Annotated in this window: 28 protein-coding genes; 15 read left to right on the forward strand and 13 right to left on the reverse strand. The window is 59.9% G+C overall.

The window, feature by feature from the left end:
• Positions 1 to 255 precede the first annotated feature (255 nt).
• Positions 256 to 1,227, forward strand: coding sequence for a L,D-transpeptidase family protein (locus tag PG5_RS27645; protein ID WP_020800381.1), 972 nt, complete (start codon positions 256 to 258; stop codon positions 1,225 to 1,227).
• 124 nt (positions 1,228 to 1,351) lie between these two features.
• On the opposite strand, the gene oprI is transcribed toward PG5_RS27645, so the two are convergent.
• Positions 1,352 to 1,603 carry an outer membrane lipoprotei OprI gene (oprI, locus tag PG5_RS27650; RefSeq protein WP_003183784.1) on the reverse strand — a complete coding sequence of 84 codons (252 nt, stop codon included), beginning with the start codon at positions 1,601 to 1,603 and terminating at the stop codon, positions 1,352 to 1,354.
• A gap of 640 nt (positions 1,604 to 2,243) precedes the next feature.
• Here oprI and PG5_RS27655 point away from each other — a divergent pair.
• Positions 2,244 to 2,531 (forward strand): GNAT family N-acetyltransferase, encoded by a 288-nt coding sequence (locus PG5_RS27655; RefSeq protein ID WP_020800382.1) that lies wholly within the window; start codon positions 2,244 to 2,246, stop codon positions 2,529 to 2,531.
• Positions 2,532 to 2,603: 72 nt separating this feature from the next.
• Here the strand turns inward: PG5_RS27655 and PG5_RS27660 are convergent, their stop codons facing one another.
• Entirely contained in the window at positions 2,604 to 3,680 is a 1,077-nt protein-coding gene (locus PG5_RS27660; protein ID WP_020800383.1) for a 3-deoxy-7-phosphoheptulonate synthase, read from the reverse strand.
• 127 nt (positions 3,681 to 3,807) lie between these two features.
• Entirely contained in the window at positions 3,808 to 4,251 is a 444-nt protein-coding gene (locus tag PG5_RS27665; RefSeq protein ID WP_020800384.1) for a PilZ domain-containing protein, read from the reverse strand.
• Between PG5_RS27665 and PG5_RS27670 the strand changes: the two genes are divergently transcribed.
• From PG5_RS27670 to cysB, 5 genes are all read left to right on the forward strand, one after another.
• Positions 4,250 to 4,636, forward strand: a complete 387-nt coding sequence (locus PG5_RS27670; protein ID WP_042955803.1) for a co-chaperone YbbN — start codon at positions 4,250 to 4,252, stop codon at positions 4,634 to 4,636. The two genes, PG5_RS27665 and PG5_RS27670, sit on opposite strands and share 2 nt — an antisense overlap.
• Complete coding sequence (locus tag PG5_RS27675) at positions 4,633 to 5,589, forward strand: putative 2-dehydropantoate 2-reductase (protein ID WP_020800386.1); 957 nt, start codon at positions 4,633 to 4,635, stop codon at positions 5,587 to 5,589. Before PG5_RS27670 ends, PG5_RS27675 begins: the two co-directional genes overlap by 4 nt.
• Before the next feature lie 25 nt (positions 5,590 to 5,614).
• Complete coding sequence (locus PG5_RS27680) at positions 5,615 to 6,520, forward strand: 5'-nucleotidase (RefSeq protein ID WP_020800387.1); 906 nt, start codon at positions 5,615 to 5,617, stop codon at positions 6,518 to 6,520.
• A 94-nt stretch (positions 6,521 to 6,614) separates the two neighbouring features.
• Positions 6,615 to 7,118 carry a universal stress protein gene (locus tag PG5_RS27685; RefSeq protein WP_020800388.1) on the forward strand — a complete coding sequence of 168 codons (504 nt, stop codon included), beginning with the start codon at positions 6,615 to 6,617 and terminating at the stop codon, positions 7,116 to 7,118.
• A 112-nt stretch (positions 7,119 to 7,230) separates the two neighbouring features.
• Positions 7,231 to 8,205, forward strand: coding sequence for an HTH-type transcriptional regulator CysB (cysB, locus tag PG5_RS27690; protein ID WP_008057010.1), 975 nt, complete (start codon positions 7,231 to 7,233; stop codon positions 8,203 to 8,205).
• A 33-nt stretch (positions 8,206 to 8,238) separates the two neighbouring features.
• Here cysB and PG5_RS27695 read toward each other — a convergent pair whose 3' ends face one another.
• Both PG5_RS27695 and PG5_RS27700 read right to left on the reverse strand, forming a co-directional pair.
• Positions 8,239 to 8,721 carry a GreA/GreB family elongation factor gene (locus tag PG5_RS27695; RefSeq protein ID WP_020800389.1) on the reverse strand — a complete coding sequence of 161 codons (483 nt, stop codon included), beginning with the start codon at positions 8,719 to 8,721 and terminating at the stop codon, positions 8,239 to 8,241.
• 2 nt (positions 8,722 to 8,723) lie between these two features.
• A complete protein-coding gene (locus PG5_RS27700) occupies positions 8,724 to 9,134 on the reverse strand; it encodes a hypothetical protein (protein WP_020800390.1) in 411 nt (136 codons plus the stop codon).
• A gap of 124 nt (positions 9,135 to 9,258) precedes the next feature.
• Here PG5_RS27700 and earP point away from each other — a divergent pair, with 124 nt between their 5' ends.
• Complete coding sequence (gene earP / locus PG5_RS27705) at positions 9,259 to 10,401, forward strand: elongation factor P maturation arginine rhamnosyltransferase EarP (protein ID WP_020800391.1); 1,143 nt, start codon at positions 9,259 to 9,261, stop codon at positions 10,399 to 10,401.
• 48 nt (positions 10,402 to 10,449) lie between these two features.
• On the forward strand, positions 10,450 to 11,019 hold the full coding sequence (gene efp, locus PG5_RS27710; protein WP_008057003.1) for an elongation factor P: 570 nt from the start codon (positions 10,450 to 10,452) through the stop codon (positions 11,017 to 11,019).
• A gap of 76 nt (positions 11,020 to 11,095) precedes the next feature.
• Here the strand turns inward: efp and PG5_RS27715 are convergent, their stop codons facing one another.
• The 4 genes from PG5_RS27715 to PG5_RS27730 form a co-directional block, all read right to left on the reverse strand.
• Positions 11,096 to 12,106 (reverse strand): alpha/beta hydrolase, encoded by a 1,011-nt coding sequence (locus PG5_RS27715; RefSeq protein WP_020800392.1) that lies wholly within the window; start codon positions 12,104 to 12,106, stop codon positions 11,096 to 11,098.
• Between the two features lie 36 nt (positions 12,107 to 12,142).
• A complete protein-coding gene (locus tag PG5_RS27720) occupies positions 12,143 to 12,562 on the reverse strand; it encodes an organic hydroperoxide resistance protein (RefSeq protein ID WP_020800393.1) in 420 nt (139 codons plus the stop codon).
• A 270-nt stretch (positions 12,563 to 12,832) separates the two neighbouring features.
• A complete protein-coding gene (locus PG5_RS27725; protein WP_020800394.1) occupies positions 12,833 to 13,294 on the reverse strand; it encodes a MarR family winged helix-turn-helix transcriptional regulator in 462 nt (153 codons plus the stop codon).
• Between the two features lie 69 nt (positions 13,295 to 13,363).
• A complete protein-coding gene (locus tag PG5_RS27730) occupies positions 13,364 to 14,320 on the reverse strand; it encodes a LysR family transcriptional regulator (RefSeq protein WP_020800395.1) in 957 nt (318 codons plus the stop codon).
• Positions 14,321 to 14,432: 112 nt separating this feature from the next.
• On the opposite strand from PG5_RS27730, the gene PG5_RS27735 reads away from it, so the two are divergent.
• Positions 14,433 to 15,182, forward strand: a complete 750-nt coding sequence (locus tag PG5_RS27735) for a sulfite exporter TauE/SafE family protein (RefSeq protein WP_020800396.1) — start codon at positions 14,433 to 14,435, stop codon at positions 15,180 to 15,182.
• Here the strand turns inward: PG5_RS27735 and PG5_RS27740 are convergent.
• Complete coding sequence (locus tag PG5_RS27740; RefSeq protein ID WP_020800397.1) at positions 15,172 to 16,026, reverse strand: LysR substrate-binding domain-containing protein; 855 nt, start codon at positions 16,024 to 16,026, stop codon at positions 15,172 to 15,174. The genes PG5_RS27735 and PG5_RS27740 overlap by 11 nt on opposite strands.
• Before the next feature lie 95 nt (positions 16,027 to 16,121).
• Here PG5_RS27740 and PG5_RS27745 point away from each other — a divergent pair, with 95 nt between their 5' ends.
• The 3 genes from PG5_RS27745 to PG5_RS27755 all read left to right on the forward strand — a co-directional run bounded on the left by PG5_RS27745 (position 16,122) and on the right by PG5_RS27755 (position 18,042).
• A complete protein-coding gene (locus PG5_RS27745) occupies positions 16,122 to 16,343 on the forward strand; it encodes a DUF1127 domain-containing protein (RefSeq protein WP_020800398.1) in 222 nt (73 codons plus the stop codon).
• A gap of 162 nt (positions 16,344 to 16,505) precedes the next feature.
• The gene (locus PG5_RS33930; protein ID WP_020800399.1) at positions 16,506 to 16,745 is read left to right on the forward strand and encodes a DUF1127 domain-containing protein; all 240 of its coding nucleotides are present in this window, start codon (positions 16,506 to 16,508) and stop codon (positions 16,743 to 16,745) included.
• Between the two features lie 67 nt (positions 16,746 to 16,812).
• The gene (locus PG5_RS27755; protein WP_020800400.1) at positions 16,813 to 18,042 is read left to right on the forward strand and encodes a winged helix-turn-helix domain-containing protein; all 1,230 of its coding nucleotides are present in this window, start codon (positions 16,813 to 16,815) and stop codon (positions 18,040 to 18,042) included.
• Positions 18,043 to 18,146: 104 nt separating this feature from the next.
• On the opposite strand, the gene PG5_RS27760 is transcribed toward PG5_RS27755, so the two are convergent.
• Positions 18,147 to 19,493 carry a class II 3-deoxy-7-phosphoheptulonate synthase gene (locus tag PG5_RS27760; RefSeq protein WP_033041859.1) on the reverse strand — a complete coding sequence of 449 codons (1,347 nt, stop codon included), beginning with the start codon at positions 19,491 to 19,493 and terminating at the stop codon, positions 18,147 to 18,149.
• A gap of 159 nt (positions 19,494 to 19,652) precedes the next feature.
• Between PG5_RS27760 and PG5_RS27765 the strand changes: the two genes are divergently transcribed.
• Positions 19,653 to 20,408, forward strand: a complete 756-nt coding sequence (locus PG5_RS27765) for a spermidine synthase (RefSeq protein ID WP_020800402.1) — start codon at positions 19,653 to 19,655, stop codon at positions 20,406 to 20,408.
• A 99-nt stretch (positions 20,409 to 20,507) separates the two neighbouring features.
• On the opposite strand, the gene PG5_RS27770 is transcribed toward PG5_RS27765, so the two are convergent.
• The gene (locus PG5_RS27770; protein WP_020800403.1) at positions 20,508 to 21,299 is read right to left on the reverse strand and encodes a crotonase/enoyl-CoA hydratase family protein; all 792 of its coding nucleotides are present in this window, start codon (positions 21,297 to 21,299) and stop codon (positions 20,508 to 20,510) included.
• A 420-nt stretch (positions 21,300 to 21,719) separates the two neighbouring features.
• Between PG5_RS27770 and PG5_RS27775 the strand changes: the two genes are divergently transcribed.
• A complete protein-coding gene (locus tag PG5_RS27775) occupies positions 21,720 to 23,393 on the forward strand; it encodes a DEAD/DEAH box helicase (protein WP_020800404.1) in 1,674 nt (557 codons plus the stop codon).
• 214 nt (positions 23,394 to 23,607) lie between these two features.
• On the opposite strand, the gene PG5_RS27780 is transcribed toward PG5_RS27775, so the two are convergent.
• The gene (locus tag PG5_RS27780) at positions 23,608 to 25,764 is read right to left on the reverse strand and encodes a mechanosensitive ion channel family protein (RefSeq protein ID WP_020800406.1); all 2,157 of its coding nucleotides are present in this window, start codon (positions 25,762 to 25,764) and stop codon (positions 23,608 to 23,610) included.
• Between the last annotated feature and the right edge of the window lie 55 nt (positions 25,765 to 25,819).

A 25,819-nucleotide genomic window follows, 5' to 3' on the forward strand; every position in this document is an offset into this window, starting at 1 on the left:
CGAGGCACCGAACGCCAGGGGCAAGAGCCCTTGGTTACTTGGGGCTTTTCCAAGTGACTCGCTGTAAAAGCGAAACCCTAAGTGGCCGTTACCGCAGGAATGGATATGTACTCCGTTAACAAACAATAGGTCGAATGGCAGGCGACACGAAATGCCTTGCATCGCCTACACCCCCCGCAACCTCCCCGAAATAACGGCCAGCGGTGTACAATCGCGTTCTTATACCCTATGTCGATCATGCAAAGGATTTTCCGGATGTTGCCGCGCTTTCCCGCCGTCACCCGCTGCCTGACACTTGCCGCCCTCTGTGTAGCGGGTCCCGTCGCAGCATTGGAGCTACCCCTGCCACCGCCTGGTGAAGACATCGTTGGTCAGGTACAGGTGATCAAGGCCAAGTACGAAGATACCTTCGCCGACCTGGGCACGACCTACGACCTGGGTTATTCGGAAATGGTGGCCGCCAACCCTGGCGTCGATCCATGGTTGCCTGGTGCCGGCACTGAAATCGTGCTTCCAACCCGCTTCATCCTGCCACCAGGACCACGTGAAGGTATTGTGATCAACCTGGCCGAGTACCGCCTCTACTACTTCCCGAAAGGCCGGAACGTGGTGTACACCTACCCGCTGGGTATCGGTCGTGAAGGTTGGGGCTCGCCGATTGCCCACACCAGCATCACCGCCAAGACGCCGAACCCTACCTGGACGCCTCCAGCATCGATCAAGGCCGAACATGCCGCCGATGGTGATCCGCTGCCCAACGTGGTGCCGGCCGGCCCTGACAACCCGCTGGGGCCGTTCAAGTTCACCCTGGGGACTCCGGGCTACCTGATCCACGGCTCGAACAAGAAGTTCGGCATCGGCATGCGCACCAGCCATGGCTGCTTCCGCATGTTCAACAATAACGTGCTGGAAATGGCAGGCATGGTGCCGGTTGGAACGTCGGTGCGGATCATCAACGACTCCTACAAGTTTGGCGTGAGTGGCGGCAAGGTCTACCTGGAAGCGCACACGCCGCTGGATGACAAGGGCAACCCGTCGGTGGTCGACAAGCACACTGCGGTGATCAACGCGATGCTCAAGCGTGAAGACATCACCAATAACCTGCGTATGAACTGGGATGTGGTACGTGATGTAGTGGCTGCCGAAGATGGCCTGCCGGTGGAAATCGGCGTGCCGAACACTACCGCGGCCATGGTGACGAGTGCGCCGATCGACCCGCTGCAGTAATGCCTGAAAAAAACCCGCCGACGCAGGCCGCGTCGGCGGGTTTTTTATTGGCTGCAGGAAACAGCAGGCAATAAAAAAGCCGACCCAAAAAATGGGTCGGCTTGATAATAATCCCGAAGGACTATTACTTGCGGCTAGCTTTTTCCAGCATGCGCAGAGCACGCTCGTTAGCTTCGTCAGCAGTCTGTTGTGCTTTTTGAGCAGCAGCCAGAGCTTCATCAGCTTTACGGTAAGCTTCGTCTGCACGAGCTTGGGAGCGAGCTGCTGCGTCTTCAGTAGCGGTCAGACGTGCTTCGGTTTCTTTCGATGCGCTGCTGCAACCGGTAGCCAGAACTGCGGCCAGGGCCAGAGCAGAGAATTTCAGAACGTTGTTCATCGTGTTCCCCTTCAAGGACTTTCTATTAAGTGGCTGTCTCCTCCGAGTGAGGAAATAGCCGGCGTACATACTACCCATTACTTGTCGTAAGTAAACTGACGTGAAGCAAGAAGCAAAAAAAATTGTAGGCGTTGATTCTTTTTCGAGCAACTTTTAACTGCGTTGTATAAAAAATATCCAGCTGCAAGGCCCGAGATGAGCGAGCCGCCAAGGAAAAGTTCCCCAGGCTCAAAGCTCTTTTTCCGGTCTTGGCTAAAGTCCTTCTAGATGCATTCGTCTACACTTTTGTTCGGAAATTGCGCAGTGTCCCTCATATCTTTCTCGATGTTCAGGTGACTTTAACGAGGGGCGCTCGTCTTATGTCTCAACATCCGGCAATGTTCAGGCTACCGATCGCTGCAAGACCTTTCGGTCGAGCTGTTTCCTGCGTTATCCACAGCAGCACCTGCCAACCAGCATGATGACGAGCGAACCTTGAGCATTTCTGCCAATGGTGCCTACTATTTGTACGTGCTCGGTTGCGCGAGATCGGTGTAGCTCTTCTCGGTGTCGATTCAGGCACGGGGTGGCGTAGTTGTTCCTTCGCCGGAAAAACATCGGTAAGGTAGGGGTCAGAATTCCAGACCCGCGAGGAGTAGTGATGAGCGAGGCGTTGTCCATCCACCATGACCAGGCTGGTCATCAATTCGAGACCAATGTGGACGGTCATCGTGCCTACCTGACCTATATGGATCTGGGGAAACAGACCCTGGATATCTATCGCACATTTGTGCCCAATGCATTGCGCGGTCGCGGCATCGCCGCGGCCCTGACCGAACAGGCGCTGCAGTACGCCGAGGAAATGGGCTATACCGTCATTCCCTCGTGCTCCTATGTCGAGCGCTACATGGAGCGTCACCAGCGCCATGCTGCCAAGCTGAGCCAGTGACCCTCGAGAAAATCGCTGCATAAAAAAACGCCGGGCTCAGCCCGGCGTTTTTTTGTCTGCGGCAAGCGCCAATCAGGTGCGTTGGCGTTTTGGCAGTACTTCCTTGAGCTTGGCATGCATGCTGCGCAAGGTGTTTTCGGTAGCAGTCCAGTCGATGCAGGCATCGGTGATCGACACGCCGTATTGCAGGTCGGCGAGGTCTTTCGGGATGGCCTGGCAACCCCAATTCAGGTGGCTTTCGACCATCAGGCCGATGATCGACTGATTGCCTTCGAGGATCTGGTTGGCGACGTTTTCCATCACCAGCGGTTGCAGGGCCGGGTCCTTGTTGGAGTTGGCGTGGCTGCAATCGACCATGATGTTGGGCTTGATCTTCGCTTTGTTCAGCGCTTGTTCGCACAGGGCTACGCTGACCGAATCGTAGTTCGGCTTACCGTTGCCGCCGCGCAGTACGACGTGACCGTAGGCATTGCCCTTGGTGGTAACGATCGACACGCCACCTTCCTGGTTGATGCCCAGGAAGCGGTGCGGGCTGGAAACCGATTGCAGGGCGTTGATCGCAACGGTCAGGCCGCCATCCGTACCGTTCTTGAAGCCGACGGCCGAGGACAGGCCGGAGGCCATTTCACGGTGAGTCTGGGATTCGGTAGTACGCGCGCCGATGGCCGACCAGCTGATCAAATCCTGCAGGTATTGCGGGGAGATCGGATCGAGTGCCTCGGTAGCGGTTGGCAGGCCCATTTCGGCCAGGTCCAGCAACAGCTGGCGACCAATATGCAGGCCGTCCTGGATCTTGAACGAGTCGTCCAGGTAGGGGTCGTTGATCAAGCCTTTCCAGCCAACGGTGGTGCGTGGCTTCTCGAAATACACACGCATGACCAGATACAAGGTATCGGACACTTCCGCCGCGAGAACCTTCAGGCGCTCGGCGTACTCGTGGGCCGCCTTGATGTCGTGGATCGAGCAAGGCCCGATGACCACGAACAGGCGATGGTCGGTACCATCGAGAATGTTGCGAATGACTTCGCGGCCCTTGGTGACGGTGCGCAGGGCGGCATCGCTCAGGGGGATATCACGCTTGAGCTGGTCAGGAGTGATCAGCGTCTCGTTGGAAGCGACGTTTAGGTCGTTGATCGGTAAATCAGCCATCGTTTACTCGTCAGGTCACGGGTGCCGGCCGCCAGCGAACCCGCGCGGCGGAGCACAGCAAATTAAGCGCGTCGGGGAGCAGAACCTTAGCGCGTTACACCGTGGCTAGACAATGGGCTGGCCCGGTTTAATCCAGCACGGCCTGTGCAAATGCCTGGTGAACCTTGTCGTGGGAGAACTCGTCGGCATGCTGCTGGACCCACTCCAGGGCCAGGGCCTGGATTTCCTGCAGGTCGTTGTGGGCGTCATGCTGGCGGCAGTAACGCTCGATCTGGCACACCTGCTCGCCCATTCTTGCGCTGAAAAGTGTCTGTTCGTCGACGAAGGCAATACCCACCAGGTAGCCTCGCTTTCGTCGCAGGCACCAGGCCACATAGCCCAGAAAGCGCAGGTCCGGGTTCAGGGTCGGCATGCGTACCTCCAGCGCGGTGCCATGGCGCCAGGCGCGGTGATAATTGCAAGCCATGCCCCCGAGGCTGATAGTGTGCAGCTGTTGCCTGGAGATGCACTCAGGTTTGAGCAACGTCAACTCGACAGGTATATCGTCAGGATGAGGAAGAAAACGTCCCATGAGCACGGACTCCATGTGTCGGCCATCTGACATTGTTCCACCCAGTATAGTGGTCGAATTGGAACTGACCGATTTCGACGCCGACCAACGGCTGCTGGCAATGAGCGGCGTATCGCTGGTGATTTTCACCAGTGTCGGCTGCGCCTCCTGTCGTTTTGCCCGTGAGCAGCTGCCTGCGCTCGACCTGGACGTCGATCGCCTGTGCTGGATCGATGCCGGCAACAATGGCGGGGTGGTCGAGCAATATCAGGTCTTTCACTTGCCGGCGCTGTTTGTGGTACGCGACGGCGAATTCTTCGGGGCACTAAAATCGCGCCTGACCGGCGCCGAGCTCAACGCCGCTCTGGGGCAGGCGCTGGGTCGAACAGCAGAGGAGTTGCCATGACGGGTGCAGTTGCGAAACCGACAATCGGAATTATCGGGACCGGGGCCATCGGCGGGTTCTACGGGATGATGCTGGCGCAGGCCGGCTACGATGTGCATTTTCTGTTGCGCAGCGAGTTTCGTGCGGTGGCCGAGCGCGGGCTGCAACTGCACAGCGCTGTACATGGAGCGCTGACGCTGAATCCGGTGCAGGCCTACTCGGCGGCCGAAGACATGCCACCTTGCGACTGGTTGCTGGTTGGCGCAAAAACCACCAGTAACCGCGATCTCGCGCCCGCCATCGTGCAAGCCGCTGCACCGAATGCCAGGGTGCTGCTGTTGCAAAATGGCCTGGATGTCGAAGACAGCCTGCGTGAACTGCTGCCCGATGCGCTGCATGTGCTGGGCGGGCTCTGCTATATCTGCGTCCATCGCCAGGGCCCCGGTGTCATCACTCATCAGGCGCTGGGGGCGGTACATGTCGGCTATCACAGCGGGCCGGCGTCCGATGATCCATCGCGTGCCGCGATTGTCGAGGAGGGGGCCGGGTTGTTTCGTGCGGCTGGTATCGACGCCCAGGCCATGGCTAACCTGCACCAGGCGCGCTGGCAGAAACTGGTCTGGAATATTCCGTACAACGGCCTGTCCGTGCTGCTCGGGGCGAGTACCACGCCGCTCATGGCCGACGCCGACAGCCGTGAGCTGATCACCTCGCTGATGGCCGAAGTGATCCAGGGCGCAACCGCCTGCGGTCACGAAGTGCCCGCCGGTTATGCCGAGCAGCTTTTGCAGGTGACGCAGAGAATGCCGGACTACTGGCCGAGCATGTACCACGATTTTTTGCACAAGCGTCCGCTGGAACTGGAGGCCATCTACGCTCGGCCTCTGGCCGCGGCGAAGGCCGTCGGCTGTGAATTGCCACGGATCGAGGCGATGTATCGCAGTTTGAGTTTCATCGATCGACGTAATACCTGAGTCGATCAACCGGAGGGGGAAGGGGATGCCAAAGTCCATAGACGACAAGTTGGTGCTGGCGATTTCTTCGCGAGCGTTGTTCGACCTGAGTGAAAGCCACAAGGTCTATCTGTCGAGTGGTGTCGAGGCCTACCGGCAATATCAGATTGAACACGAAGAAGAAATACTCGAGCCCGGTGACGCCTTCCCGCTGGTGCAAAAACTCCTGAACCTCAATGCCCACCTCGGCCGGGCACGGGTCGAGGTGATTTTGGTCTCGCGCAACAGCGCCGACACCGGACTACGCGTGTTCAACTCGATCCATCACTATGGACTGGCGATTTCCCGTGCGGCGTTTGTCGGAGGGCGCAGTCCGTATCCCTACCTCAAGGCCTTTGGCTGCGATCTGTTTCTTTCAACCCACGCCGAAGACGTACGCAGTGCGCTGGACGCCGGATTCGCCGCGGCGACCATTCTGTCCGGCGGCGCCAGCCGTGCAGCCAGCGATGAACTGCGCATTGCCTTCGACGGTGATGCCGTACTGTTTTCCGACGAATCCGAACGCGTCTATCAGGCCGGTGGGCTGGAAGCGTTTCAGGCCAGCGAGCGCGAAGCGGCCCGCGAGCCTCTGCGCGGTGGGCCGTTCAAGGGCTTCCTCGCTGCCCTCAATCTGTTGCAGCGCGAGTTCCCGGATGACGCTTGTCCGATTCGCACGGCACTGGTCACGGCACGCTCGGCGCCAGCCCATGAGCGGGTGATCCGTACGTTGCGGGAGTGGGATATTCGCCTGGATGAATCGCTGTTTCTCGGTGGCCTGACCAAGTCGGCCTTTCTCGAAGCCTTTGCCGCCGATGTGTTTTTCGACGATCAGGCCGGTCACTGCGAGTTGGCGCGCGAAGTGGTTGCTACCGGCCATGTGCCGCATGGCATAAGCAACGAGCAAAAGGTTTAAGCCCGCCGTTCAACGTGTTACGCCAGATGTCGCTCTCGCCAAGGCACTGCTAAGCTGAATCAATCTCCGCCATGTCGGCACGCGAGGAGGTCATATGATTCGTTCGATGCTGTATGCCACTGACCTCGGGCTGTACGCACCCGTGGTGATGCAGCATGCCCTGGAATTGGCCCGAACATTCGATGCCGACCTGTACGTGGTGCACGCCGTCGAGCCCATGGGGCTGTTTGCCGAATCGGTGCTGCAGAGTTATCTCGATGAGCAGGCATTGAACGAATTTCACAGTCAGGGTCTTAACACGGTGATTGCCAGCATCGAGCAGCGGGTGCTCGACAATTTTCGCGAAGAGTTGGGTGACGAGGGGGAGCAGGATCTTTTGCGGATCAAGGCGGTACGGGTGCTGCAGGGTGATCCATCGCAGGTGATTCTCGACCAGGCGCAGAAACTCTCGGTGGATTTGCTCATCGTAGGGAGTCACAGTCACGGTGCGGGTGCTGAAACGCCTTTGGGCCGGACCGCAGCGCGTGTGTTGCAACTGGCCAAGGTACCGGTCTACCTGGTGCCGCTGGTGCAGCGTCGTCGCCAAGGGGATCGCTAGAACACGAATAATGGCATTTTGACAAAAAGTTCTAGATTTATTCTTCAAACCATTAATATAGTTATATACCGTCGCTGATGCCCGTGGCGTCTACCTGCTTTGAGGGATTCATATGAAGCTCCAACAATTGCGCTACATCTGGGAAGTGGCGCACCACGACCTCAACGTTTCCGCTACTGCCCAAAGTCTCTACACCTCTCAGCCGGGCATCAGCAAGCAGATCCGTTTGCTGGAAGACGAATTGGGCGTCGAAGTGTTCGCCCGCAGCGGCAAGCACCTGACGCGCGTTACTCCGGCCGGTGAGCGCATTATCACCACCGCTGGCGAGATCCTGCGCAAGGTCGAAAGCATCAAGCAGATCGCCCAGGAATTCTCCAACGAGAAAAAAGGCACCCTGTCGATCGCCACCACCCACACCCAGGCGCGCTACGCGTTGCCGCCGGTGATCAGCAATTTCATCAAGCAGTATCCGGACGTTGCCCTGCACATGCACCAGGGCTCGCCGATGCAGATCGCCGAGATGGCCGCTGATGGCACCGTGGATTTCGCCATTGCCACCGAAGCCCTCGAGCTGTTTGGCGACCTGGTGATGATGCCTTGCTATCGCTGGAATCGCTGTGTGGTCGTGCCCCAGGGGCATCCGTTGACCAAACTCTCGAAGTTGACTCTCGAAGCCCTGGCCGAATACCCGATCGTGACCTATGTGTTCGGTTTCACCGGCCGTTCCAAGCTCGACGAAGCCTTCAGCCACCGTGGCCTGACGCCCAAGGTGGTGTTTACCGCCGCGGACGCCGACGTGATCAAGACCTACGTGCGCCTGGGCCTGGGTGTGGGCATCGTGGCGAAAATGGCGGTCGATACCAAGCTCGACAACGACCTGGTGGTGCTCGATGCCAGCGAGTTGTTCGAATCCAGCGTGACCAAGATCGGTTTCCGTCGCGGCACCTTCCTGCGCGGTTTCATGTGTGACTTCATCGAGAAGTTCGCCCCGCACCTGACCCGCGAAGTCATGGCCAAGGCCATCCAGTGCCACAACAAACAGGAGCTGGAAGAGCTGTTCGACGGCGTCGAACTGCCGGTTCACTGATAGAGCGGCCCGCCGCGTTGGCGGGGCAGCCGGTCAAACCACCTCGGTGACAGCAAACTGTTGCCGAGCGCCCGCCACCAGGATCTCCACCTCGTCGCCTGCGAGCTTGCCCAGCAGGCTTTTGCCCAGCGGTGAGCGCGGGGTGATGACGGTAATCAGTTGCCCCACCAGGTCAACCTTCAGGCCCGCCGCATCCGGCGCCAGGAACAACCATTGCTCGCGGCCCTTTTCGTCCTCCAGGCCGAGCAGCGCACCTATCTCGATACCCCGTTGCGCGTCATACGCACGCAATGCCAGGTTCTGGCAAAGCGCCAGTGACTGGCGAATCTCCTCGACCCGCCTGGCTTGGCCTGCAGCCAGGTAAGACGCCTCCAGGCCCAGGGTGTCGTACTTGTTTTCAGCGATGTTTTCTTCGTGGGTCGCGGTTTCGTAGGCGGTTTGCGCCGCGCGCTCGGCAATGTCGAGATCGACCCGCAATTTGTCGAGAATCAGTTGGTGGACAGTGTGCTTATTCATGATCAATCGCAGAATTGCAGGACGTTGGCGCGGCTTTTTTCGCTCGGTGCCGTCTGATCCTGTTGTAACCAGAATTGGCAGCGGGGGTTCGACAGGTTGCGGTTGCTGCCGCGCGCCTGGTCGAGTCGTTGCGCCTGCTCGTTCTTGCGCAGGTTTTCTTCATACTGCTCGAACAACGGGCTCTGTGCGGGATTGTCCGGCACCGGGCGTGCCACCACTGGCGGCTTGGCCAGTTGTTCCACCGCGGCAGCGACCGGCGCCAGTTGCTCGCTGAAAAAAAGCCGGGACACCAGCCAGCCGGTCAACGCGATGGCGATGAAACCCAGCCACAGCCCCAGGGCGATGCTGCCGGTCAGTTGCAGGGCACTGAGGTGAATCGCAATGGGTCGGCGCGGAGTAGGGCGGTAGGGCATGGTTGCCTCCTGGCGAGGGGTCGCGGGCGAGTGCCGATTGTCGCACGAAGATTAATCGGCGTCGGCTCTTCTGCGCGGGCTGATTTATGCGGACAATTGGCACCTTTGCCAACGGGAGCCTGGAATGCCTGATATGAAAACCCGCTGGGATATTTTTTGCACCGTGGTCGACAATTTTGGCGACATCGGCGTGACGTGGCGGCTGTCCCGGCAACTGGTGGCCGAGCACGGGGTGGAGGTGCGTTTGTGGGTCGATGATCTGCGTGCCTTCGAGCGCCTGTGTCCGCAGATCGACATTCACGCTGGTCGGCAATGGCACCAGGGTGTCGAGGTATGTCAATGGTCGGCCGACTGGCAACCGGTAGAAGCGGCCGATGTGGTGATCGCCGCGTTTGCCTGCCAGTTGCCAGGCGCCTACATGGACGCCATGGCGCAGCGGGACAAAACGCCGCTGTGGATGAACCTCGATTACCTGAGCGCCGAGGACTGGGTGATCGGCTGCCACGGCTTGCCGTCGGTAAAATACAAACACGTCCAGAAGCACTTTTTCTTCCCCGGGTTCCACAAAGGTACGGGCGGCCTGCTGCGTGAAAGCGGATTGCTCGAGCGGCGCCGGCAATTCCAGCAGAGTCCCGAGGCTCAGCAAACCTTCCTGCAAGGCCTGGGAGTCGACCGCGCGCCCGGTGCGCTACTGATTTCACTGTTTGCCTATGAAAATTCCGGGTTGGCCAGCTGGCTGGACACCTTGGCGAGCGACTCGATGCCCACTCATCTGTTGGTGCCGCAAGGGCGTATCCTGGGTGACGTCGAGCGTTGGCTGAGCGTGCAGGACCTGCAGGCGGGGGCATTGCATGTGCGCGATGCCTTGACCGTGCAGGTGCTGCCGTTCGTCCGACAGGACCAGTATGACCAGCTGCTCTGGTGCTGTGATTTCAACGCCGTACGCGGCGAAGATTCCTTTGTCCGCGCGCAATGGGCGGGACGGCCGATGTTGTGGCACATCTATCAGCAGGAGGAAGATGTTCATCTGGACAAGCTCGAAGCCTTCCTCTCTCTCTACACCAAAGACCTTTCGCCTGCGGCTGGCGAGGCGATCAGTGGTCTCTGGCGGGCCTGGAATGCCGGTGAGACAATGACCGACCACTGGCAATCAACCCGAAAACACTGGCCGCAGCTGCAAAATCACGCCGAGACGTGGTGTCTGGAACAGGCCTTGCACACCGATCTTGCCGCGGCGCTGGTACAGTTTTATGTAAATTGGATATGATACGCGGCCTAGATTTTTGTAAATCCCATCCAAATTCGGATATTCGCAATGAAAACTGGTAAAGAACTCAAACCCGGTACCGTGATCCGTATCGACAACGATCCTTGGCTGGTTCAGAAAGCTGAATTCACCAAGTCGGGCCGTAACAGCGCGATCATGAAGACCAAGCTGAAAAACCTGCTGACCGGCTACAAGACCGAAACCGTCTACAGCGCCGACGACAAGCTGGACGACGTGATCCTGGACCGCAAAGAAGCGACCCTGTCCTTCATCAGCGGTGACAGCTACACGTTCATGGACACCACCGACTACACCATGTACGAACTGAATGCCGAAGACATCGAAAGCGTTCTGCCGTTCATCGAAGAAGGCATGACCGACGTTTGCGAAGCCGTGTTCTTCGAAGGCCGCCTGGTTTCCGTAGAGCTGCCGACCACCATCGTGCGTCAGGTTGACTACACCGAAGGTTCCGCTCGCGGCGACACTTCCGGCAAGGTGATGAAGCCTGCCAAACTGAAGAACGGTACCGAGCTGTCGGTTGCTGACTTCATCGAAATCGGCGACATGATCGAGATCGATACCCGCGAAGGCGGTTCCTACAAAGGCCGTGCTAAATAAGCACTGCTTCAGGAATGAAAAAGCCCGACCATCGAGTCGGGCTTTTTTGTGCCTGTCGGAAACACAGGGGGGGGTGTTACTTCAGGTGTTGCTTGAGCTCTTGCGACGCCTGCAACATCGCCGAACGCACTGCCGGCACCTGGCTGACCACGTTGAGCAAACCATAGTCGTGGATCATGCCGTTGTAGCGTACCGAGGTCACCGCCACGCCGGCCTCGTCGAGTTTGCGGGCGTAGGCCTCGCCTTCATCGCGCAGTACGTCGGCTCCGGCGGTTTGCACCAACGCAGGTGGCAGGCCCTTGAGTTGCGCCGGGGTCGCCCGAAGCGGCGAAGCGTAGATCTCGTTACGCTGCTTGGGGTCGGTGGTGTAGTTGTCCCAGAACCACTTCATCATGTTGCGAGTCAGGAAGTGCCCTTCGGCATACTGGTTATAGGAACCGGTGTCGAAGTTGGCATCGGTCACCGGCCACAACAGGACCTGGAATTTGATTGCCGGTGTACCTTTGTCTTTTGCCATCAGCGCGACCACTGCCGCCATGTTGCCGCCAACACTGTTGCCGGCCACCGCCAGGCGTTTGCCATCGACGTTGATCTCCTTGCCGTGCTCGGCCACCCATTGGGTCGCGGCGTAAGCCTGGTTGATCGCCACCGGGTAGTGCGCTTCCGGTGACGGCGTGTAGTTGACGAAAACCGCTGCCGCCCCCGAGCCCGCTACCAGATCCCGAACCAGACGCTCGTGCGTCGGGAAGTCCCCCAGAACCCAGCCGCCGCCGTGGAAGAACATGAACACCGGCAGCTCACCCTTGACCCCGGCCGGCCGGACGATGGTCAGGTCCAGCGGTTGGCCATCGACCTGGATGGTCTTCTGGCTGACATCGGCTTTTGGCAACGTCAGCTTCACCCCGGATTGCGCGCCCACCAGCACGGCGCGAGCATCTTTGGGCGTCAGCTGTTCCATCGGTTTGCCAGTGCCGGCATTCAGCACATCGAGAAACGCCTGGGTGTTGTGTTCAACGTCGCCGGCGAATGCACTGTGGACAGACAGGGCGAGAAGGGTACCGGTCAAGACTTTGCTGAAAGTGTTCATGTTCATTTCCTGTTCGGGCCTGAGTGGAAAGCGACGTTAGACAGTTACGTGCAGACGCACTTCGACGTTGCCGCGGGTGGCGTTGGAGTACGGGCAGACCTGGTGGGCAGCCTCGACCAATGTTTGTGCGTCGGCTTGTTCAAGGCCCGGCAAGCTGATGTGCAAGTCGATATCCAGGCCGAAACCGCCAGGGATCTGGCCGATGCCGACGTGGGCCGTGATCGACGCGTCATCCGGAATTTTGCGTTTGGTCTGGCTGGCGACGAATTTCAGCGCGCCAATGAAGCAGGCGGAGTAACCGGCGGCGAACAGTTGCTCAGGATTGGTCGCCGCCCCGCCAGCACCACCGAGTTCTTTCGGGGTGGCGAGCTTGACGTCGAGAACGTTGTCGTTGGAGATCGCACGACCGTCGCGGCCACCGGTGGATGTTGCGATGGCGGTGTAGAGAGTTTGCATGGTGAAAGCCTCGTTCGGGTTTTGTTGTTTGCGCTAAATGTTTGCGCGCTAAGTAAGTGCGAGATGAATATATCGCGCTAATGTTTAGTGCGCAAGATATTTTCATGAAAAAATTCGGATCAGTTGAATTTTCACCGCAAACGCAAAACGACTGTGGGAGCGAGCCTGCTCGCGAAAGAGGGTGTGCCAGGCAACATCAATATCGCCTGACATGCCCTCTTCGCGAGCAGGCTCGCTCCCACAGGGGAGGATTTTCGGGAGGTTTGAAAATCAGAGGCTGTCTTGCAGATGCCGGCGCAGTTCCTGAAGTTCTGCCTGGAGTTTCTGCAAACGTTCCAGCGTCATGCCGCTGGCACCGAGGATGCATTGCGGAATGTCACGGGCCTTGTCGCGCAAGGCGCGGCCTTGTTCGGTGAGTTCGACGATCACCACGCGCTCGTCCTCACGGCTGCGGGTGCGGCTGAGCAGACCCTCGGCCTCCAGACGCTTGAGCAGTGGCGTGAGCGAGCCGGGATCGGTCAACAGGCGCGCACTGATTTCACCTACGGTCAAACCGTCCTTCTCCCACAGCACCATCATCGCCAGGTATTGCGGATAGGTCAGGCCCAGCGCCTGCAGCAAGGGCTTGTAGACCTTGGTCATCATCAGCGAAGTGGAATGCAGGGCGAAACAGGCCTGGTTGTCGAGCAGCAGGTCGTCGCAGTTGTCCGGGGTGTCGCGCTTGGTGGTCATTGGGAAACCTTGATCAGTGATCTTCATGAATCTAGCGGGCAAATCTTTAACGCGCCAGACAATTCTTGGCTAGTGCCGTCCCAGATGGGTTTGCAGCTCCAGGTCCCAGGGCGGAATGGGGCTGAAACGGGTTTTCAGGTATTCCAGGAGAAGGCGACTGCGGGAGTTGGGTTGTTGCTGCAGTCGCAAGGCGTAGATCCCGGAGCTTTCCGGCTTTGGCAGGCCGTTCTCGCAGAACAACGGCAGCAGTTCGCCGCGCAACAGGTATTCGCTGACGAGCCAGGTCGGCAAGTGGGCAATGCCCAGGCCGGCCAGTGCGCTGGAGATCAACGCTTCGGCATTGTTGGCGCTCATGCGCACGCGCGACGGCCGATGCAATTGCATCTGGCCGTTCCGTTCAAAGCGCCAGGCGAAGGGAGGGGCCAGGCCGGCCCAGTCCAGGCCATCATGCTCGACCAGTTGCGCCGGATCATTCGGCACGCCGCGGCGTTGCAAGTAGGCGGGACTGGCGCAGGCAATGCGAACCATGCTCGCCAGCGGCGTGGCCACCAACCGGGTATCGGCCAATTGCCCGGCGCGCAACACCAGGTCGACCTTGCCCAGGTTCAAGCCCTGCATGTCGACAAAGCTGTCGATCAACTGCAATTGCACGTCGAGGCCGGGATAGAGCAGCAGGAAATCGGCAATCACCGGTGCCAGGTGACGCCGCCCGAACGCGGCCGGTGCGTCGATACGAATCAGGCCTTCCGGAGCACTGCTCAGGGACACCGCTTCGGCCCGGGCCAGGCGCAATTCGGCGACGATCCTGCGTGCGCGCTCAGCGAACGCCATGCCCGCAGGCGTCGCGCGCACCGCATGGGTGCTGCGTATGAACAATTGGCTGCCGACGGCGCCTTCCAGACTGTCAATGCGCCGTGCCACAGCCGAGGGCGTCAGTGGATGACGGCGTGACGCGGCGGAAAAACTGCCGGTTTCCAGAACGTCGAGAAACAGGCCCAGTTGATCGGTCAGTTGGTTGGGATTCATGAGTGGCTCGATGCTTGTGCGAGTTTGGCATAGCCATTGTGCGTTGCTGTGCGTTTCGCCGCCAGAACCAGTTGCGTAGGATGAATCGCCTGACGTTTGGGAGAGATACACAGTGATTGAGTTTGTGCTGTACCTGGTTTTCGGCGCCGCCTTGGGAACACTCGGCGGCCTCTTTGGCATCGGCGGGGGATTGATCGCCATTCCTATGCTGGGCGTGTTATTCGGTCTCGATCAGCAGATTGCCCAAGGTACGGCGTTGGTGATGGTGGTGCCGAACGTGATGCTGGCGCTGTGGCGCTACCACCAGCGCAACAAGATCGAGTTGCGCTACGCGCTGCCGCTGGCCTCGATGGGCTTTTGCTTCGCCTGGCTTGGATCGATCTGGGCGGTGGGTATCGATGCACAAAGCATGCGCATCGGTTTTGTCGCGTTCCTGATCGCGTTGTGCGCCTACAACCTGGTGCGGATGTTCTTCACCAGTGCAGCGCCTTCAACGCAGATGAACCATTCCTGGCCATGGCTCGGCGTGCTCGGTGCCGCATCCGGCACCATGGGCGGGCTGTTTGGCGTGGGCGGGGCGGTGGTGGCCACACCGGTGTTGACCAGCGTGTTCGGCACTACACAGGTGGTTGCCCAAGGGTTGTCCCTGGCACTGGCACTGCCGAGCACCGGTGTGACGCTGGTCACCTATGGCGTCCATCACCAGGTGAACTGGATGATCGGTGTGCCACTGGCGATCGGCGGGCTGATGAGTATCAGTTGGGGCGTGAAGATCGCCCACAGCCTGCCGGAGCGCCTGTTGCGCGCCTTGTTTTGCGGCTTCCTGCTGTGCTGTGCGGTCATGCTTGTGTTTAAAGCTTGAAGCCTTCGACGATATGCTCTGCCAGGCACTCGGTGATCGGTGACGGATTATGCAGGTTGCGCACCAGCATGATGCTGGCCTCGGGTAGCACTGGCAGGTCCTCGGCTTCACCCAGGATGCGCATGTCCGCGGTGATCAGGCTTTCAAGCTGCGCGGTGACAGCCAGGCCAGCGCTGACGACCGCCATGATCGCCGACAGACTGTCGCTGTTATACGCCACGCGATAATCGCGCCCTTGGGCATCAAGGGCGTTACAGGCCCACATCCGGCAGAAGCAATCAGTGTTGAACATCGCCAGGCGCAACGGCGTCTGCTCGTGGGCGCTGTAGCATTGCGCCTCGGCCCAGACCAAACGCTCCTTGCGCAACAACTGGCCGATTTCGCTGCCCGGTTCACGGGTGACGATGGACAGGTCGAGATCCTGGCGCATCAGCAGTTGTTTTGATGATTCACAATGCACTTCGATCTGGATCAGCGGATAGGATTGGGCAAACTGACGCAGGATCCCCGGCAGAAAACGCATCACGTAGTCGTCCGGGGTGCCAATGCGAACCGTACCGACCATGTGTGGCTCGCGCAGCGTGTTGAATACTTCGCTGTGCAGCTTGAGGATACGCCGCGCATAACCCAGCAGTACCTGGCCTTCGGCCGTGAGCCGCACCTGGCGTCCGTCGCGCTGGAACAATTGGCGCTGCAGCACATCTTCTTCCAGCCGCTTCATCTGCATGCTGACGGCCGACTGGGTACGGTTGACCAATTCACCGGCACGAGTGAAGCCCCCCTGGTCAGCGATGGCGACAAAGGTACGCAGCACTTCGGTATCGATACTCGGGTAGGCGGACATTCATCAATCTCCGAGATGGTTACCATCAGAAACATTCGTTGGATTGATCTTAGACCTGGGCAGAGACTTGAGCCATCCAAACGGAGGGCAACAAGATGAAAGGTCATCATGAAATTCACGGCACTGAAAAACATTCGGTTCACCTGATATCCGACCTGTTGCACAAGTTCAGTCGCTGGTACGAACTGCACCGTGAGCGCGAAATGCTGGCGAGCATGAGTGATGAGGCGTTGAAGGACATCGGCTTGAGTCGTGCCGACGTCGCCCACGAAGCTGAACTGCACTTCTGGCAAGACCCGATGAGCAATGGAAAATAGGCTCGACGACCCATGGAAATGTCCTGTCACTACCCCATTATCCCGGCCAAACCCCGGGCTGATGGGGTAGGCGCGAGTCCGAAACAGATGGTCATAGAGCTTTGCTGGAGCCTGGTTCTGCGCTGGCCGAAGATCCCCTCCCCAACATTGAGGAGTGGTGTCATGGAACGACAAGGCATTGAACGAAAGCGTGCGAGGCATGGCGTGCGCGATGCGCTGCTCAGGCTCCGACAGCCCGTTTGGGCGGTGGTCACGCAATTGCAGCGCTGGCGCAAACTGAACAGGGATCGAACCGAGTTGGCGCGACTGAGCGACGAGTGCCTGCGTGATATTGGCTTGAGTCGAGCCGATGTCCGCAGGGAGTCTGCCCGGCCATTCTGGAATGATCCTCTCAAGCGATGAGGCGTTGGTAGTGGCGTTTTTCCCGCCTGCCGCTAAGGTGGGAAGACCCTTGCCGAAGAGTCGCCAGATGCCTGCATCCCTGTCTTTTTCCTTGAAGCAAGCCAGACGCCTGGCGCTGACCGCACAAGGTTTTGTCGGGCGCCAGCCCCCTGTTCCGGTCAAGCCTGCCAGGATCAATCGATTGATCGAGCGCCTGGGCATTTTGCAGATCGACTCGGTCAATGCGCTGGTGCGTTCGCACTACCTGCCGCTGTTTTCCCGGCTTGGCCAGTATCGCGCCGACCTGCTAGATCAAGCCGCCTGGAGCCAGGGACGACAGCGTACCTTGTTCGAATACTGGGGGCATGAAGCGTCCTTGCTGCCCTTGTCGATGTACCCATTGATGCGCTGGCGCATGCAGCGGGCAAGCCGTGGCGAAGATATTTATCAGCAACTGGCGCGTTTCGGTCGTGAGCAGCAGGACACGGTTCGCCGGGTGCTGGCCTGCGTTCAGGAGCAGGGCGCGTTGGGCGCTGGCAGCCTGTCGACTCGCCAGGAACGGGCAGGGCCCTGGTGGGACTGGAGTGCGGAAAAGCATGCACTGGAATGGCTGTTCGCCGCCGGTGAAGTGACAGTGGCAGGCAGGCGCGGCTTCGAACGCCTCTACGACCTGCCGGAGCGGGTTATTCCTTTTGCAATACTGGCCCAGCCGCTGCTGAGCGAGGCTGAGGCCCAGCGCGGGCTGATACGGCATGCTGCGTCGGCCTTGGGCGTCGGCACCGAGAAAGATCTGAGAGACTATTTTCGCTTGGGTCCTGGGGACAGTCGTCCGCGCCTGGCGGAGTTGGTCGAGGCAGGCGAGTTGCTCTGCTGCGAAGTCGAGGGCTGGCGGCAACCTGCCTATTGCCTGCCTGAGCCAAAGGTGCGGCGCAAGGTCGAGGCCAGTGCCTTGCTTTCACCGTTCGACTCACTGATCTGGGAGCGCAGCCGTACCGAGCGGCTGTTTGATTTTCGCTACCGGCTGGAGATCTACACGCCGCCGGACAAGCGGATCTATGGCTATTACGTCCTGCCGTTTTTGCACAATGAACGGATTGCCGCGCGGGTTGACCTGCGTGCCGAGAGGGCGGCCGGGCGGTTGGCGGTGCATGCGGTACATGAGGAAGCGTCGGGGCTGGATGACGAGGGGATGTTGGCGTTGGCGGTGAATTTGCGGCGGATGGCGGATTGGCTGGGACTGGCGCAGGTCCAGTTGAATTGCCCGCGGGCGAGTGCGGCAAGATTGCGGGTGGCATTGGCCAGTATTGATGGTGCCTGAGCCGACCCCTTCGCGAGCAGGCTCGCTCCCACAGTAAACCGAGTTGCCCTGTAGGACGCGGTCCACTGTGGGAGCGAGCCTGCTCGCGAAGAATTCAGCGCTGTTTAACGCCGAACCTGCTTCAATGTCTCAGCAATCAAAAACGCCAATTCCAGCGACTGATCGGCATTCATCCGCGGGTCGCAATGCGTATGGTAGCGATCCGACAAACCGTCCTCGGTGATCGGCCGCGCTCCACCGATGCACTCGGTGACATTCTGACCGGTCATTTCGATGTGGATGCCACCGGCGTAACTGCCCTCGGCTTCGTGAACCTGGAAGAACTGCTTCACCTCGCCAAGGATCTGCGCAAAGTCGCGAGTCTTGTAGCCACTACTGGCCTTGATCGTGTTGCCGTGCATCGGATCGGAACTCCAGAGCACCTGCCGGCCTTCTTGCTGCACGGCGCGGATCAGTTGCGGCAAATGATCGCCAACCTTGTTCGCGCCCATGCGGGCGATCAGGTTCAGGCGCCCCGGATCGTTGTCGGGGTTGAGCACGTCGATCAGGCGAATCAGCTCCTCGGGATTCATGCTCGGGCCGACCTTGACCCCGATCGGATTATTCACCCCGCGCAGGAATTCGACATGCGCGCCATCGAGTTGGCGGGTGCGATCGCCGATCCATAGCATGTGGGCCGAACAGTCGTAATAGTCGTTGGTCAGGCTGTCGCGACGGACAAAGGCTTCCTCGTAATTGAGCAGCAGCGCTTCGTGAGCGGTGAAAAAACTTGTTTCGCGCAGTTGCGGCGAGCTGTCCATACCACAGGCGCGCATGAACGCCAGTGTTTCATCGATGCGGTCGGCGAGGTGGCTGTATTTTTCCGCGAGGGCAGAGTTGGCGATGAAGTCCAGGTTCCACTTGTGTACCTGGTGCAGGTCGGCAAACCCGCCCTGGGCGAAGGCACGCAGCAGGTTGAGGGTGGCGGTGGACTGGTGGTACGACTGCAGCAGGCGTTCCGGGTCCGGTACGCGGCTTTTTTCATCGAAACCGATGCCGTTGACGATATCGCCACGGTAGGCCGGCAATGTCACGCCGTCGATGGTCTCGTCGTTAGCCGAGCGAGGCTTGGCGAACTGCCCGGCCATGCGCCCGACCTTGACCACCGGGCAGCCGGCCGCGAAAGTCATGACAATGGCCATTTGCAGCAGCACCTTGAAGGTGTCGCGGATTTTCGCAGCGGAAAACTCGGCGAAACTTTCGGCGCAATCGCCGCCCTGCAGCAAAAACGCTCGTCCCTGGGTCACTTCGGCGAACTGACGGCGCAATTCCCGGGCTTCCCCGGCAAACACCAGCGGCGGGTAGCTGGCCAGGGTCTGCTCGACGTGCTGCAGATGCGCCGCGTCGGGGTATTGGGGTTGTTGCTGGATCGGCAGGGCGCGCCAGCTGTCAGGGCTCCAGGGTTGGCTCATCATGATCTCTAGTGTTTTCCGCTCGGACGACCATGTTATCAGCAATTAGTGCGTGACCTGTTCCCGTCGATTCGCGGACAATCGCGCCTTTGCCGCTTCCGCTGCGGTTTATCGCGTTGCTGTTTGCCCAAGAAGGCCCGGCAACGATCAGGAGACGAAATGACTGAGGAGCGCGTCGAGCATCTGCTCGCCGAGGTGCAGGACGAATATGGCGTGATTCGCGTGCTGGAAGTGGCCGATTACCGCTTCCTCGAATTCGGTGATGCCATCGAACAAAGTTGCGTGTTCACGGCCGATCCGAGCTGGCTCGAGTACGACTATACCCGGGCGATGCTGATCGGTGCGCTGTGCCATGAGCAGCCGGAAAGCGCGCTGTTCCTGGGGCTTGGCGCCGGAACGCTGACCCAGGCCTGCCTCAAGTTCCTGCCGCTGGAGGATGTCGAAGCCATCGAACTGCGCCCGGATGTGCCGCGCCTGGCCATCGAGTACCTGGGGCTGGACGACGACCCGCGCCTGTATATCCGCGTGGGCGATGCGCTTGAGCTGCTCGACACCGCCGAGCCTGCGGACCTGATTTTTGTCGATCTCTACACCGACGTCGGCCCGGGTGTCGGGCATCTGGCCTGGACCTTCCTGGAGAACTGTCAGAAGCGCCTGAATCCGGGAGGCTGGCTGGTGATCAACCAATGGGCCACCGACGATGGCAAGCCACTGGGCGCCGCGTTGCTGCGCGGGCTCTACCATCGGCATTACTGGGAGCTGCCGGTGAAGGAGGGCAACGTGATCCTGATCGTGCCGTCGGAACTGGATCAGGCGCTGGACATGGAAAGCCTGACCGCACGGGCCGAAGCATTGGCGCCGCGGTTGGGGTATTCGTTGCAGTCGCTGATCAAGGCGATTCGCCCGGCGACCTGAGAACACAAATCCCCGTGTAGGAGCTGCCGCAGGCTGCGATCTCTTGATTTTGTTTTTTTAAGATCAAAAGATCGCAGCCTGCGGCAGCTCCTACAGGGGTCAACAACCTTTGAAAATTCCGGGCCGGCGCTCCACCAGTGACCGCACACCCTCCTGTGCATCCTCGCTGGCCAGTAATTTCTTCACCAGCGCCGGCAATCCCTGCGCCGCGGCCGTTTCCCCTTCATAACGGGCCTGCCGGGCAGACATCAGCGTTGCCTGAACCCCCAACGGCGCCTGCCGGGCAATGCGTTCGGCCAGTTCAATCGCCCGCGGCAGCAAATCCTCGCTTGCCATGACTTCCTGCACCAGGCCCAGGTGCAAGGCATCATGGGCATCGAATTCGTCGCCGGTCAGCATCCAGCGCATGGCATTGCCCCAGCCGGCCACCTGATGCAGGCGCAAGGTGGCACCACCGAAGGGGAAGATGCCGCGTTGCACCTCCATTTGCGCAAAGCGGGTGTTGCTGGCGCACAGGTTGATATCGGCGGCCAGCATCAACTCGATGCCGATGGTCAGGCAGTAGCCCTGGGCGGCGACGATCACCGGTTTGCTGACCCTGGGCCCGGCGAAGACCCCCCACGGGTCGCAGCCACCGGGTGGGGCTTGCCAGCCTTCGGTCAGTGCCGCGCTGGCGCTGACCAGGTCCAGGCCGGCGGTAAAATGATCGCCATGCCCGAAGACCACGGCCACCCGTGCTTCGCTGTCAGCTTCGAATTCACCGTAGGCCAGGCTCAACTCGTTGAGCAGGTCGATATCAAAGGCGTTGCGCTTGGCCACCCGGTCCAGCCCGATCAACAGGACATGACCACGCTTTTCCCGACTCACACGGCTGGTATTGAGCTCTTTCATGGTGCATTTCCTCGAGCGGCTGAGGGCGCGCAGACTCAAGGTCTGTGGCGGGTGGGTGAACCGTTTTAGCGTCATCGCCCGCAGGGCAGGGCCTTTGAAAAGTAGACGCTCGAGCGATTATCCGCAAAGCCTGCGATAGAACGCCGTGCGCGGGAGTTTTGCGATAAAAAAAGCTCCCTTTTTCGGCAAATTCCGGTATAGTGCGCGCCGGCCTTTAGCCGGGCCGCGTTTAGGTGGCGCAATTCCCCGAAGTCAGATTCGGTTGCACGTTCGCCCAGCGAACTCTTCCTAAACGATTCTTTCATTCATTCGTTTTCGCAAATCCCCGCCGACAAAGCTGCCAGGGCGACTCTTGAGTCTCAACACGGCATGCGCAGCTTTGGAGCATGGGTCTTTGCGGATGCACTTAGAGGCAGACCCATGACCCAGGAAATCGGCGGCTTCGCCGCTCTTGAACTTCACCCTAATATTGTCGCTGCAGTAGTCGCTACCGGCTATGAAGAGCCTTCGGCCATTCAGCAGCAGTCGATCCCGATCATTCTCGCCGGTCACGATATGATTGGCCAGGCGCAAACCGGTACCGGTAAAACCGCTGCCTTTGCCCTGCCTATCCTGCACCGCATTGATCCGTCCAAGCGCGAGCCGCAAGCTCTGATCCTGGCCCCAACTCGTGAGTTGGCGCTACAAGTTGCAACCGCTTTCGAAACCTACGCCAAGCAAATGCCGGGCGTAACTGTTGTGGCTGTCTACGGCGGCGCGCCGATGGGCCCACAATTGAAAGCAATCCGTAATGGCGCACAGATCGTTGTCGCCACTCCGGGCCGTCTGTGCGACCACCTGCGTCGCGACGAAAAAGTTCTGGCGACCGTGAACCACCTGGTTCTCGACGAAGCAGACGAAATGCTCAAGCTGGGCTTCATGGACGACCTGGAAGTCATCTTCAAGGCCATGCCGGAAACCCGTCAGACCGTACTGTTCTCGGCCACCTTGCCTCAATCGATTCGTGCCATCGCTGAGCGCCACCTGCGCGATCCGAAGCACGTCAAGATCCAGAGCAAGACCCAGACCGTTACCGCGATCGAGCAGGCTCACCTGCTGGTTCACGCTGACCAGAAGACTTCCGCCGTTCTCAGCTTGCTGGAAGTGGAAGACTTCGACGCCCTGATCATGTTCGTGCGCACCAAGCAAGCGACCCTGGACCTGGCCAGCGCCCTGGAAGCCAAAGGCTACAAAGCCGCTGCGCTGAACGGTGACATTGCCCAGAACCAGCGTGAGCGCGTGATCGACTCCCTCAAGGATGGCCGTCTGGACATCGTTGTGGCGACCGACGTTGCCGCTCGTGGCCTGGACGTTCCGCGCATCACTCACGTGTTCAACGTCGACATGCCGTACGATCCGGAATCCTACGTTCACCGTATCGGTCGTACCGGCCGTGCCGGTCGCGAAGGTCGTGCATTGCTGCTGGTGACTCCACGTGAGCGCCGCATGCTGCAAGTGATCGAGCGTGTAACCGGTCAGAAGGTTGCTGAAGTTCGCCTGCCGGACGCTCAAGCCGTTCTGGATGCGCGCATCAAGAAACTGACCAACAGCCTGTCGCCGCTGGTGGCTGAAGCCGAATCGACCCACGGTGATCTGCTCGATCGCCTGACCGCCGACATCGGTTGCAGCCCGCGTGCCCTGGCCGCAGCCCTGCTGCGCAAGGCAACCAACGGTCAAGCGCTGAACCTGGCCGCTATCGAGAAAGAGCGTCCACTGGTGCCGAACAACGCACCGCGTGGCGATCGTCCAGAGCGTTCCGGTGATCGTCCTGAGCGTGGTGACCGCGAGCGTCGCGCACCGATCCCTCTGGCCGAAGGCCGTGCTCGTTGCCGTACCGCGCTGGGTGCGCGTGATGGTATCGCTGCCAAGAACCTGCTGGGCGCGATCCTCAACGAAGGTGGTCTGGCGCGTGAAGCCATCGGTCGCATCCAGGTGCGTGACAGCTTCAGCCTCGTCGAACTGCCGGAAGACGGTCTTGAGAAGTTGCTGAGCAAGCTGAAGGACACTCGCGTTGCCGGTAAGCAGTTGAAGCTGCGTCGCTACCGCGAAGATTGATCCGCCCACGGGCTGATTGATCGAACATAAAAAATCCCCGACTGGTTCGGGGATTTTTTATGCCTGTGATTTGTTGTTGTCGTAGGAGCAGCCGGTCGACGCTCGAATGCTCGCGATGGTGGTCAACGAAAACGCTGGCTGTCTGACACCCCGCGCTGCCTGATCCTCCATCGCGAGAATTCGAGCGTCGACTGGCTGCTCCTACATTATGGGGTTATTCGGCAGTTGGCCCGCCGCCCGCCGTCACCACCTGAATGCTCATGCGCGGTGTCGCCAGGTCCAGTCCGGCTTCATCCAGATGCCGTTTGAGCGACAGGTTGAATGCCCGTGAAACTTCCCATTGCTTGATCGGAGCGGTCTTGAATCGAGCCCGCAGAATCGCGTTGCCAGACTCGAAGCTCTCCACGCCCTGAAACTCCAGGGGCGACCAGATATTGCGTCGTTGCAGCGGGTCGGTGCGCATTTTCTGGCCAACGTCGCGCATCAGTTTGATCGCATTGTCGATGTCCATGCTGGCAGGCACCGCGACCCGGAAAATCGCGTAGCCAAATTCCCGGGAGTAATTCTTGATGCTCTTGATTTCGCTGAACGGAATGGTGTGAACGATGCCGTCGATGTCCCGCAGGCGCACGGTGCGAATGGTCAGGCCCTCGACGGTGCCCAGGTGGCCGCCGACGTCCACGTAGTCGTCGATGGCCAGGGAGTCTTCGATGATGATGAACAGGCCGGTGATCAGGTCGGCGACCAGCGATTGGGCGCCAAAACCGATCGCCAGGCCGATCACGCCGGCACCGGCCAGCAGTGGCGTAACGTTCATGCCCATGTTCGCCAGGGCGACGATCAGCGCGATGATGAAAATCGCCACGAACAGCACGTTGCGGATCAACGGCATCATGGTCTGTGCGCGAGCGTTGGCCAGGCCCTTGCGAGAGCGGGTGAGGGCGTGATGCACGGCGGTGTCGCTGAGGATCCAGATCAGCCAGGCAAAGATCAGTGTGCCAATAAGGCTGAACAGCTTGACGCTGACCTCGTGTCCTTCGCCTTCGGTGAAGCCGATCAGTGACATGCCCCACACCCGCAGGCCCAGTTCGATGAATGCCAGCCATACCACTAGATGGGCCAGGGTATAGAAGAAGTTTTTCAGGCGTTCTGAATACAGTGCGTGACGCTTTGCGCCGCGTTGAGGTTTGAGGGCGTGGCGGCGCACCAGACCATTGATGACCATGCACAACACCAGCAACACGGTGCAGATCAGCGACTGGCGCAGCGCGGTGCTGGTGTCGCCTGCCGAGACGAAGGTGGCGAACAGGGAGATCCCCACCAGCACCAGCGCCGGTACAAACCAGAAGGTGCCGAGAATTTCGATGGTGTCGCTGAGGGCGCGGCGGGTCAGGCGCCGGGACAGTGGCTGGTTGCGGATCAAGTGGGCAATCGGGCGCCGGAAGCGCAGGATGAACAGCCCCGTGGACAACGCCGCCAACACATTGGCCACCGTCGCCGCAGTGTGCGCCAGGTGTACGCCAAGGCTTTCAACCAGGCGTGGGTCGCTCAAGGCCTCACCAAAAGCGGCGAAACTGCCGATCAACCATAGCGGTCGGAAGGCCTGGTGCCGCAGGATGTACAGGGCCCGGTGACGGTGCGGGCCGTCGAGCAGGGAAAAGGCAATCACGCAGATTGCTGAGAAACAGGTGCCGACCACCAGTGCATAGGCCAACACCATGGCGAGGCTTTTACCGAGTGACGATGGCAGGGCGTAACTCATGTAGACCGTGATGACCAAGGCAATCAACCACGGCCCCAGCTTGCGCAGGGCAAAGCGCAGCATATCCACGGCCCGGGGGTGTTGCGGCAATTCCTCGGTCAGGCCGAAGCGCATCCGTACCCGATGGCTGACCCAGATCAGCACCGCCGCCAGCAGGCTCCAGACCATCAGGATCATGGCAAAGGCGAAGATGATCGGCAGCCACTCGCTGGCCGGCAGCACCAGTGCCGCCAATTCATCCTTGGCCAGGTCGAATTCGGCGGACCAGCGAGTGATTGGGCTGTCGGCGCCGGAGAATTGCTTTTCGAAACTGGCCAGGGTCCCGCCGATCAGGCCCAGCACGCCTTCCTCGGCGACCGGTTGGGCTTTTTTTGTGGCGTCGCGCAGCCTCTTCAGATCAGCCAGCAGCTTGCTGCGCTGCTGATCGTTCTCCAGCGACTTGATGACTTCGTCGAGGGATTGCCCAAGGGGTTCCTGCGCCTCGGGTTGGGTTTTTGCCGGGCTGCCAAGCAGGCCCGGCAACCCGACGGCCTGGGCTGGTGCTGACGCCATCAGGGTCATCAGGCAGATAAGGAAAAGACATGGCAGGGCGAGCAGGCGAGCGAACACTAGGCGGTCAACCTCGAAATGGGCAGATCGACCGAGTGTACGAGCCCGTCAAAAC

Origin of the sequence: Pseudomonas sp. G5(2012) (assembly GCF_000408945.1) — a bacterium.
Classification (GTDB): domain Bacteria; phylum Pseudomonadota; class Gammaproteobacteria; order Pseudomonadales; family Pseudomonadaceae; genus Aquipseudomonas; species Aquipseudomonas umsongensis.

Excerpts from the sequence above, each read along its gene's own strand:
- PG5_RS27765 (WP_020800402.1), top strand. The coding sequence starts at position 19,653 with ATGACTGAGGAGCGCGTCGAGCATCTGCTCGCCGAGGTGCAGGACGAA.
- PG5_RS27665 (WP_020800384.1), bottom strand. The coding sequence starts at position 4,251 with ATGGGACGTTTTCTTCCTCATCCTGACGATATACCTGTCGAGTTGACG.
- PG5_RS27775 (WP_020800404.1), top strand. The coding sequence starts at position 21,720 with ATGACCCAGGAAATCGGCGGCTTCGCCGCTCTTGAACTTCACCCTAAT.
- PG5_RS27715 (WP_020800392.1), bottom strand. The coding sequence starts at position 12,106 with ATGAACACTTTCAGCAAAGTCTTGACCGGTACCCTTCTCGCCCTGTCT.
- oprI (WP_003183784.1), bottom strand. The coding sequence starts at position 1,603 with ATGAACAACGTTCTGAAATTCTCTGCTCTGGCCCTGGCCGCAGTTCTG.
- PG5_RS27720 (WP_020800393.1), bottom strand. The coding sequence starts at position 12,562 with ATGCAAACTCTCTACACCGCCATCGCAACATCCACCGGTGGCCGCGAC.
- PG5_RS27670 (WP_042955803.1), top strand. The coding sequence starts at position 4,250 with ATGAGCACGGACTCCATGTGTCGGCCATCTGACATTGTTCCACCCAGT.
- PG5_RS27770 (WP_020800403.1), bottom strand. The coding sequence starts at position 21,299 with ATGAAAGAGCTCAATACCAGCCGTGTGAGTCGGGAAAAGCGTGGTCAT.
- PG5_RS27725 (WP_020800394.1), bottom strand. The coding sequence starts at position 13,294 with ATGACCACCAAGCGCGACACCCCGGACAACTGCGACGACCTGCTGCTC.
- PG5_RS27685 (WP_020800388.1), top strand. The coding sequence starts at position 6,615 with ATGATTCGTTCGATGCTGTATGCCACTGACCTCGGGCTGTACGCACCC.
- PG5_RS27645 (WP_020800381.1), top strand. The coding sequence starts at position 256 with ATGTTGCCGCGCTTTCCCGCCGTCACCCGCTGCCTGACACTTGCCGCC.
- PG5_RS27695 (WP_020800389.1), bottom strand. The coding sequence starts at position 8,721 with ATGAATAAGCACACTGTCCACCAACTGATTCTCGACAAATTGCGGGTC.
- PG5_RS27740 (WP_020800397.1), bottom strand. The coding sequence starts at position 16,026 with ATGTCCGCCTACCCGAGTATCGATACCGAAGTGCTGCGTACCTTTGTC.
- PG5_RS27680 (WP_020800387.1), top strand. The coding sequence starts at position 5,615 with ATGCCAAAGTCCATAGACGACAAGTTGGTGCTGGCGATTTCTTCGCGA.
- PG5_RS27675 (WP_020800386.1), top strand. The coding sequence starts at position 4,633 with ATGACGGGTGCAGTTGCGAAACCGACAATCGGAATTATCGGGACCGGG.
- PG5_RS33930 (WP_020800399.1), top strand. The coding sequence starts at position 16,506 with ATGGAACGACAAGGCATTGAACGAAAGCGTGCGAGGCATGGCGTGCGC.
- cysB (WP_008057010.1), top strand. The coding sequence starts at position 7,231 with ATGAAGCTCCAACAATTGCGCTACATCTGGGAAGTGGCGCACCACGAC.
- PG5_RS27760 (WP_033041859.1), bottom strand. The coding sequence starts at position 19,493 with ATGAGCCAACCCTGGAGCCCTGACAGCTGGCGCGCCCTGCCGATCCAG.
- earP (WP_020800391.1), top strand. The coding sequence starts at position 9,259 with ATGCCTGATATGAAAACCCGCTGGGATATTTTTTGCACCGTGGTCGAC.
- PG5_RS27700 (WP_020800390.1), bottom strand. The coding sequence starts at position 9,134 with ATGCCCTACCGCCCTACTCCGCGCCGACCCATTGCGATTCACCTCAGT.
- efp (WP_008057003.1), top strand. The coding sequence starts at position 10,450 with ATGAAAACTGGTAAAGAACTCAAACCCGGTACCGTGATCCGTATCGAC.
- PG5_RS27660 (WP_020800383.1), bottom strand. The coding sequence starts at position 3,680 with ATGGCTGATTTACCGATCAACGACCTAAACGTCGCTTCCAACGAGACG.
- PG5_RS27745 (WP_020800398.1), top strand. The coding sequence starts at position 16,122 with ATGAAAGGTCATCATGAAATTCACGGCACTGAAAAACATTCGGTTCAC.
- PG5_RS27755 (WP_020800400.1), top strand. The coding sequence starts at position 16,813 with ATGCCTGCATCCCTGTCTTTTTCCTTGAAGCAAGCCAGACGCCTGGCG.
- PG5_RS27730 (WP_020800395.1), bottom strand. The coding sequence starts at position 14,320 with ATGAATCCCAACCAACTGACCGATCAACTGGGCCTGTTTCTCGACGTT.
- PG5_RS27655 (WP_020800382.1), top strand. The coding sequence starts at position 2,244 with ATGAGCGAGGCGTTGTCCATCCACCATGACCAGGCTGGTCATCAATTC.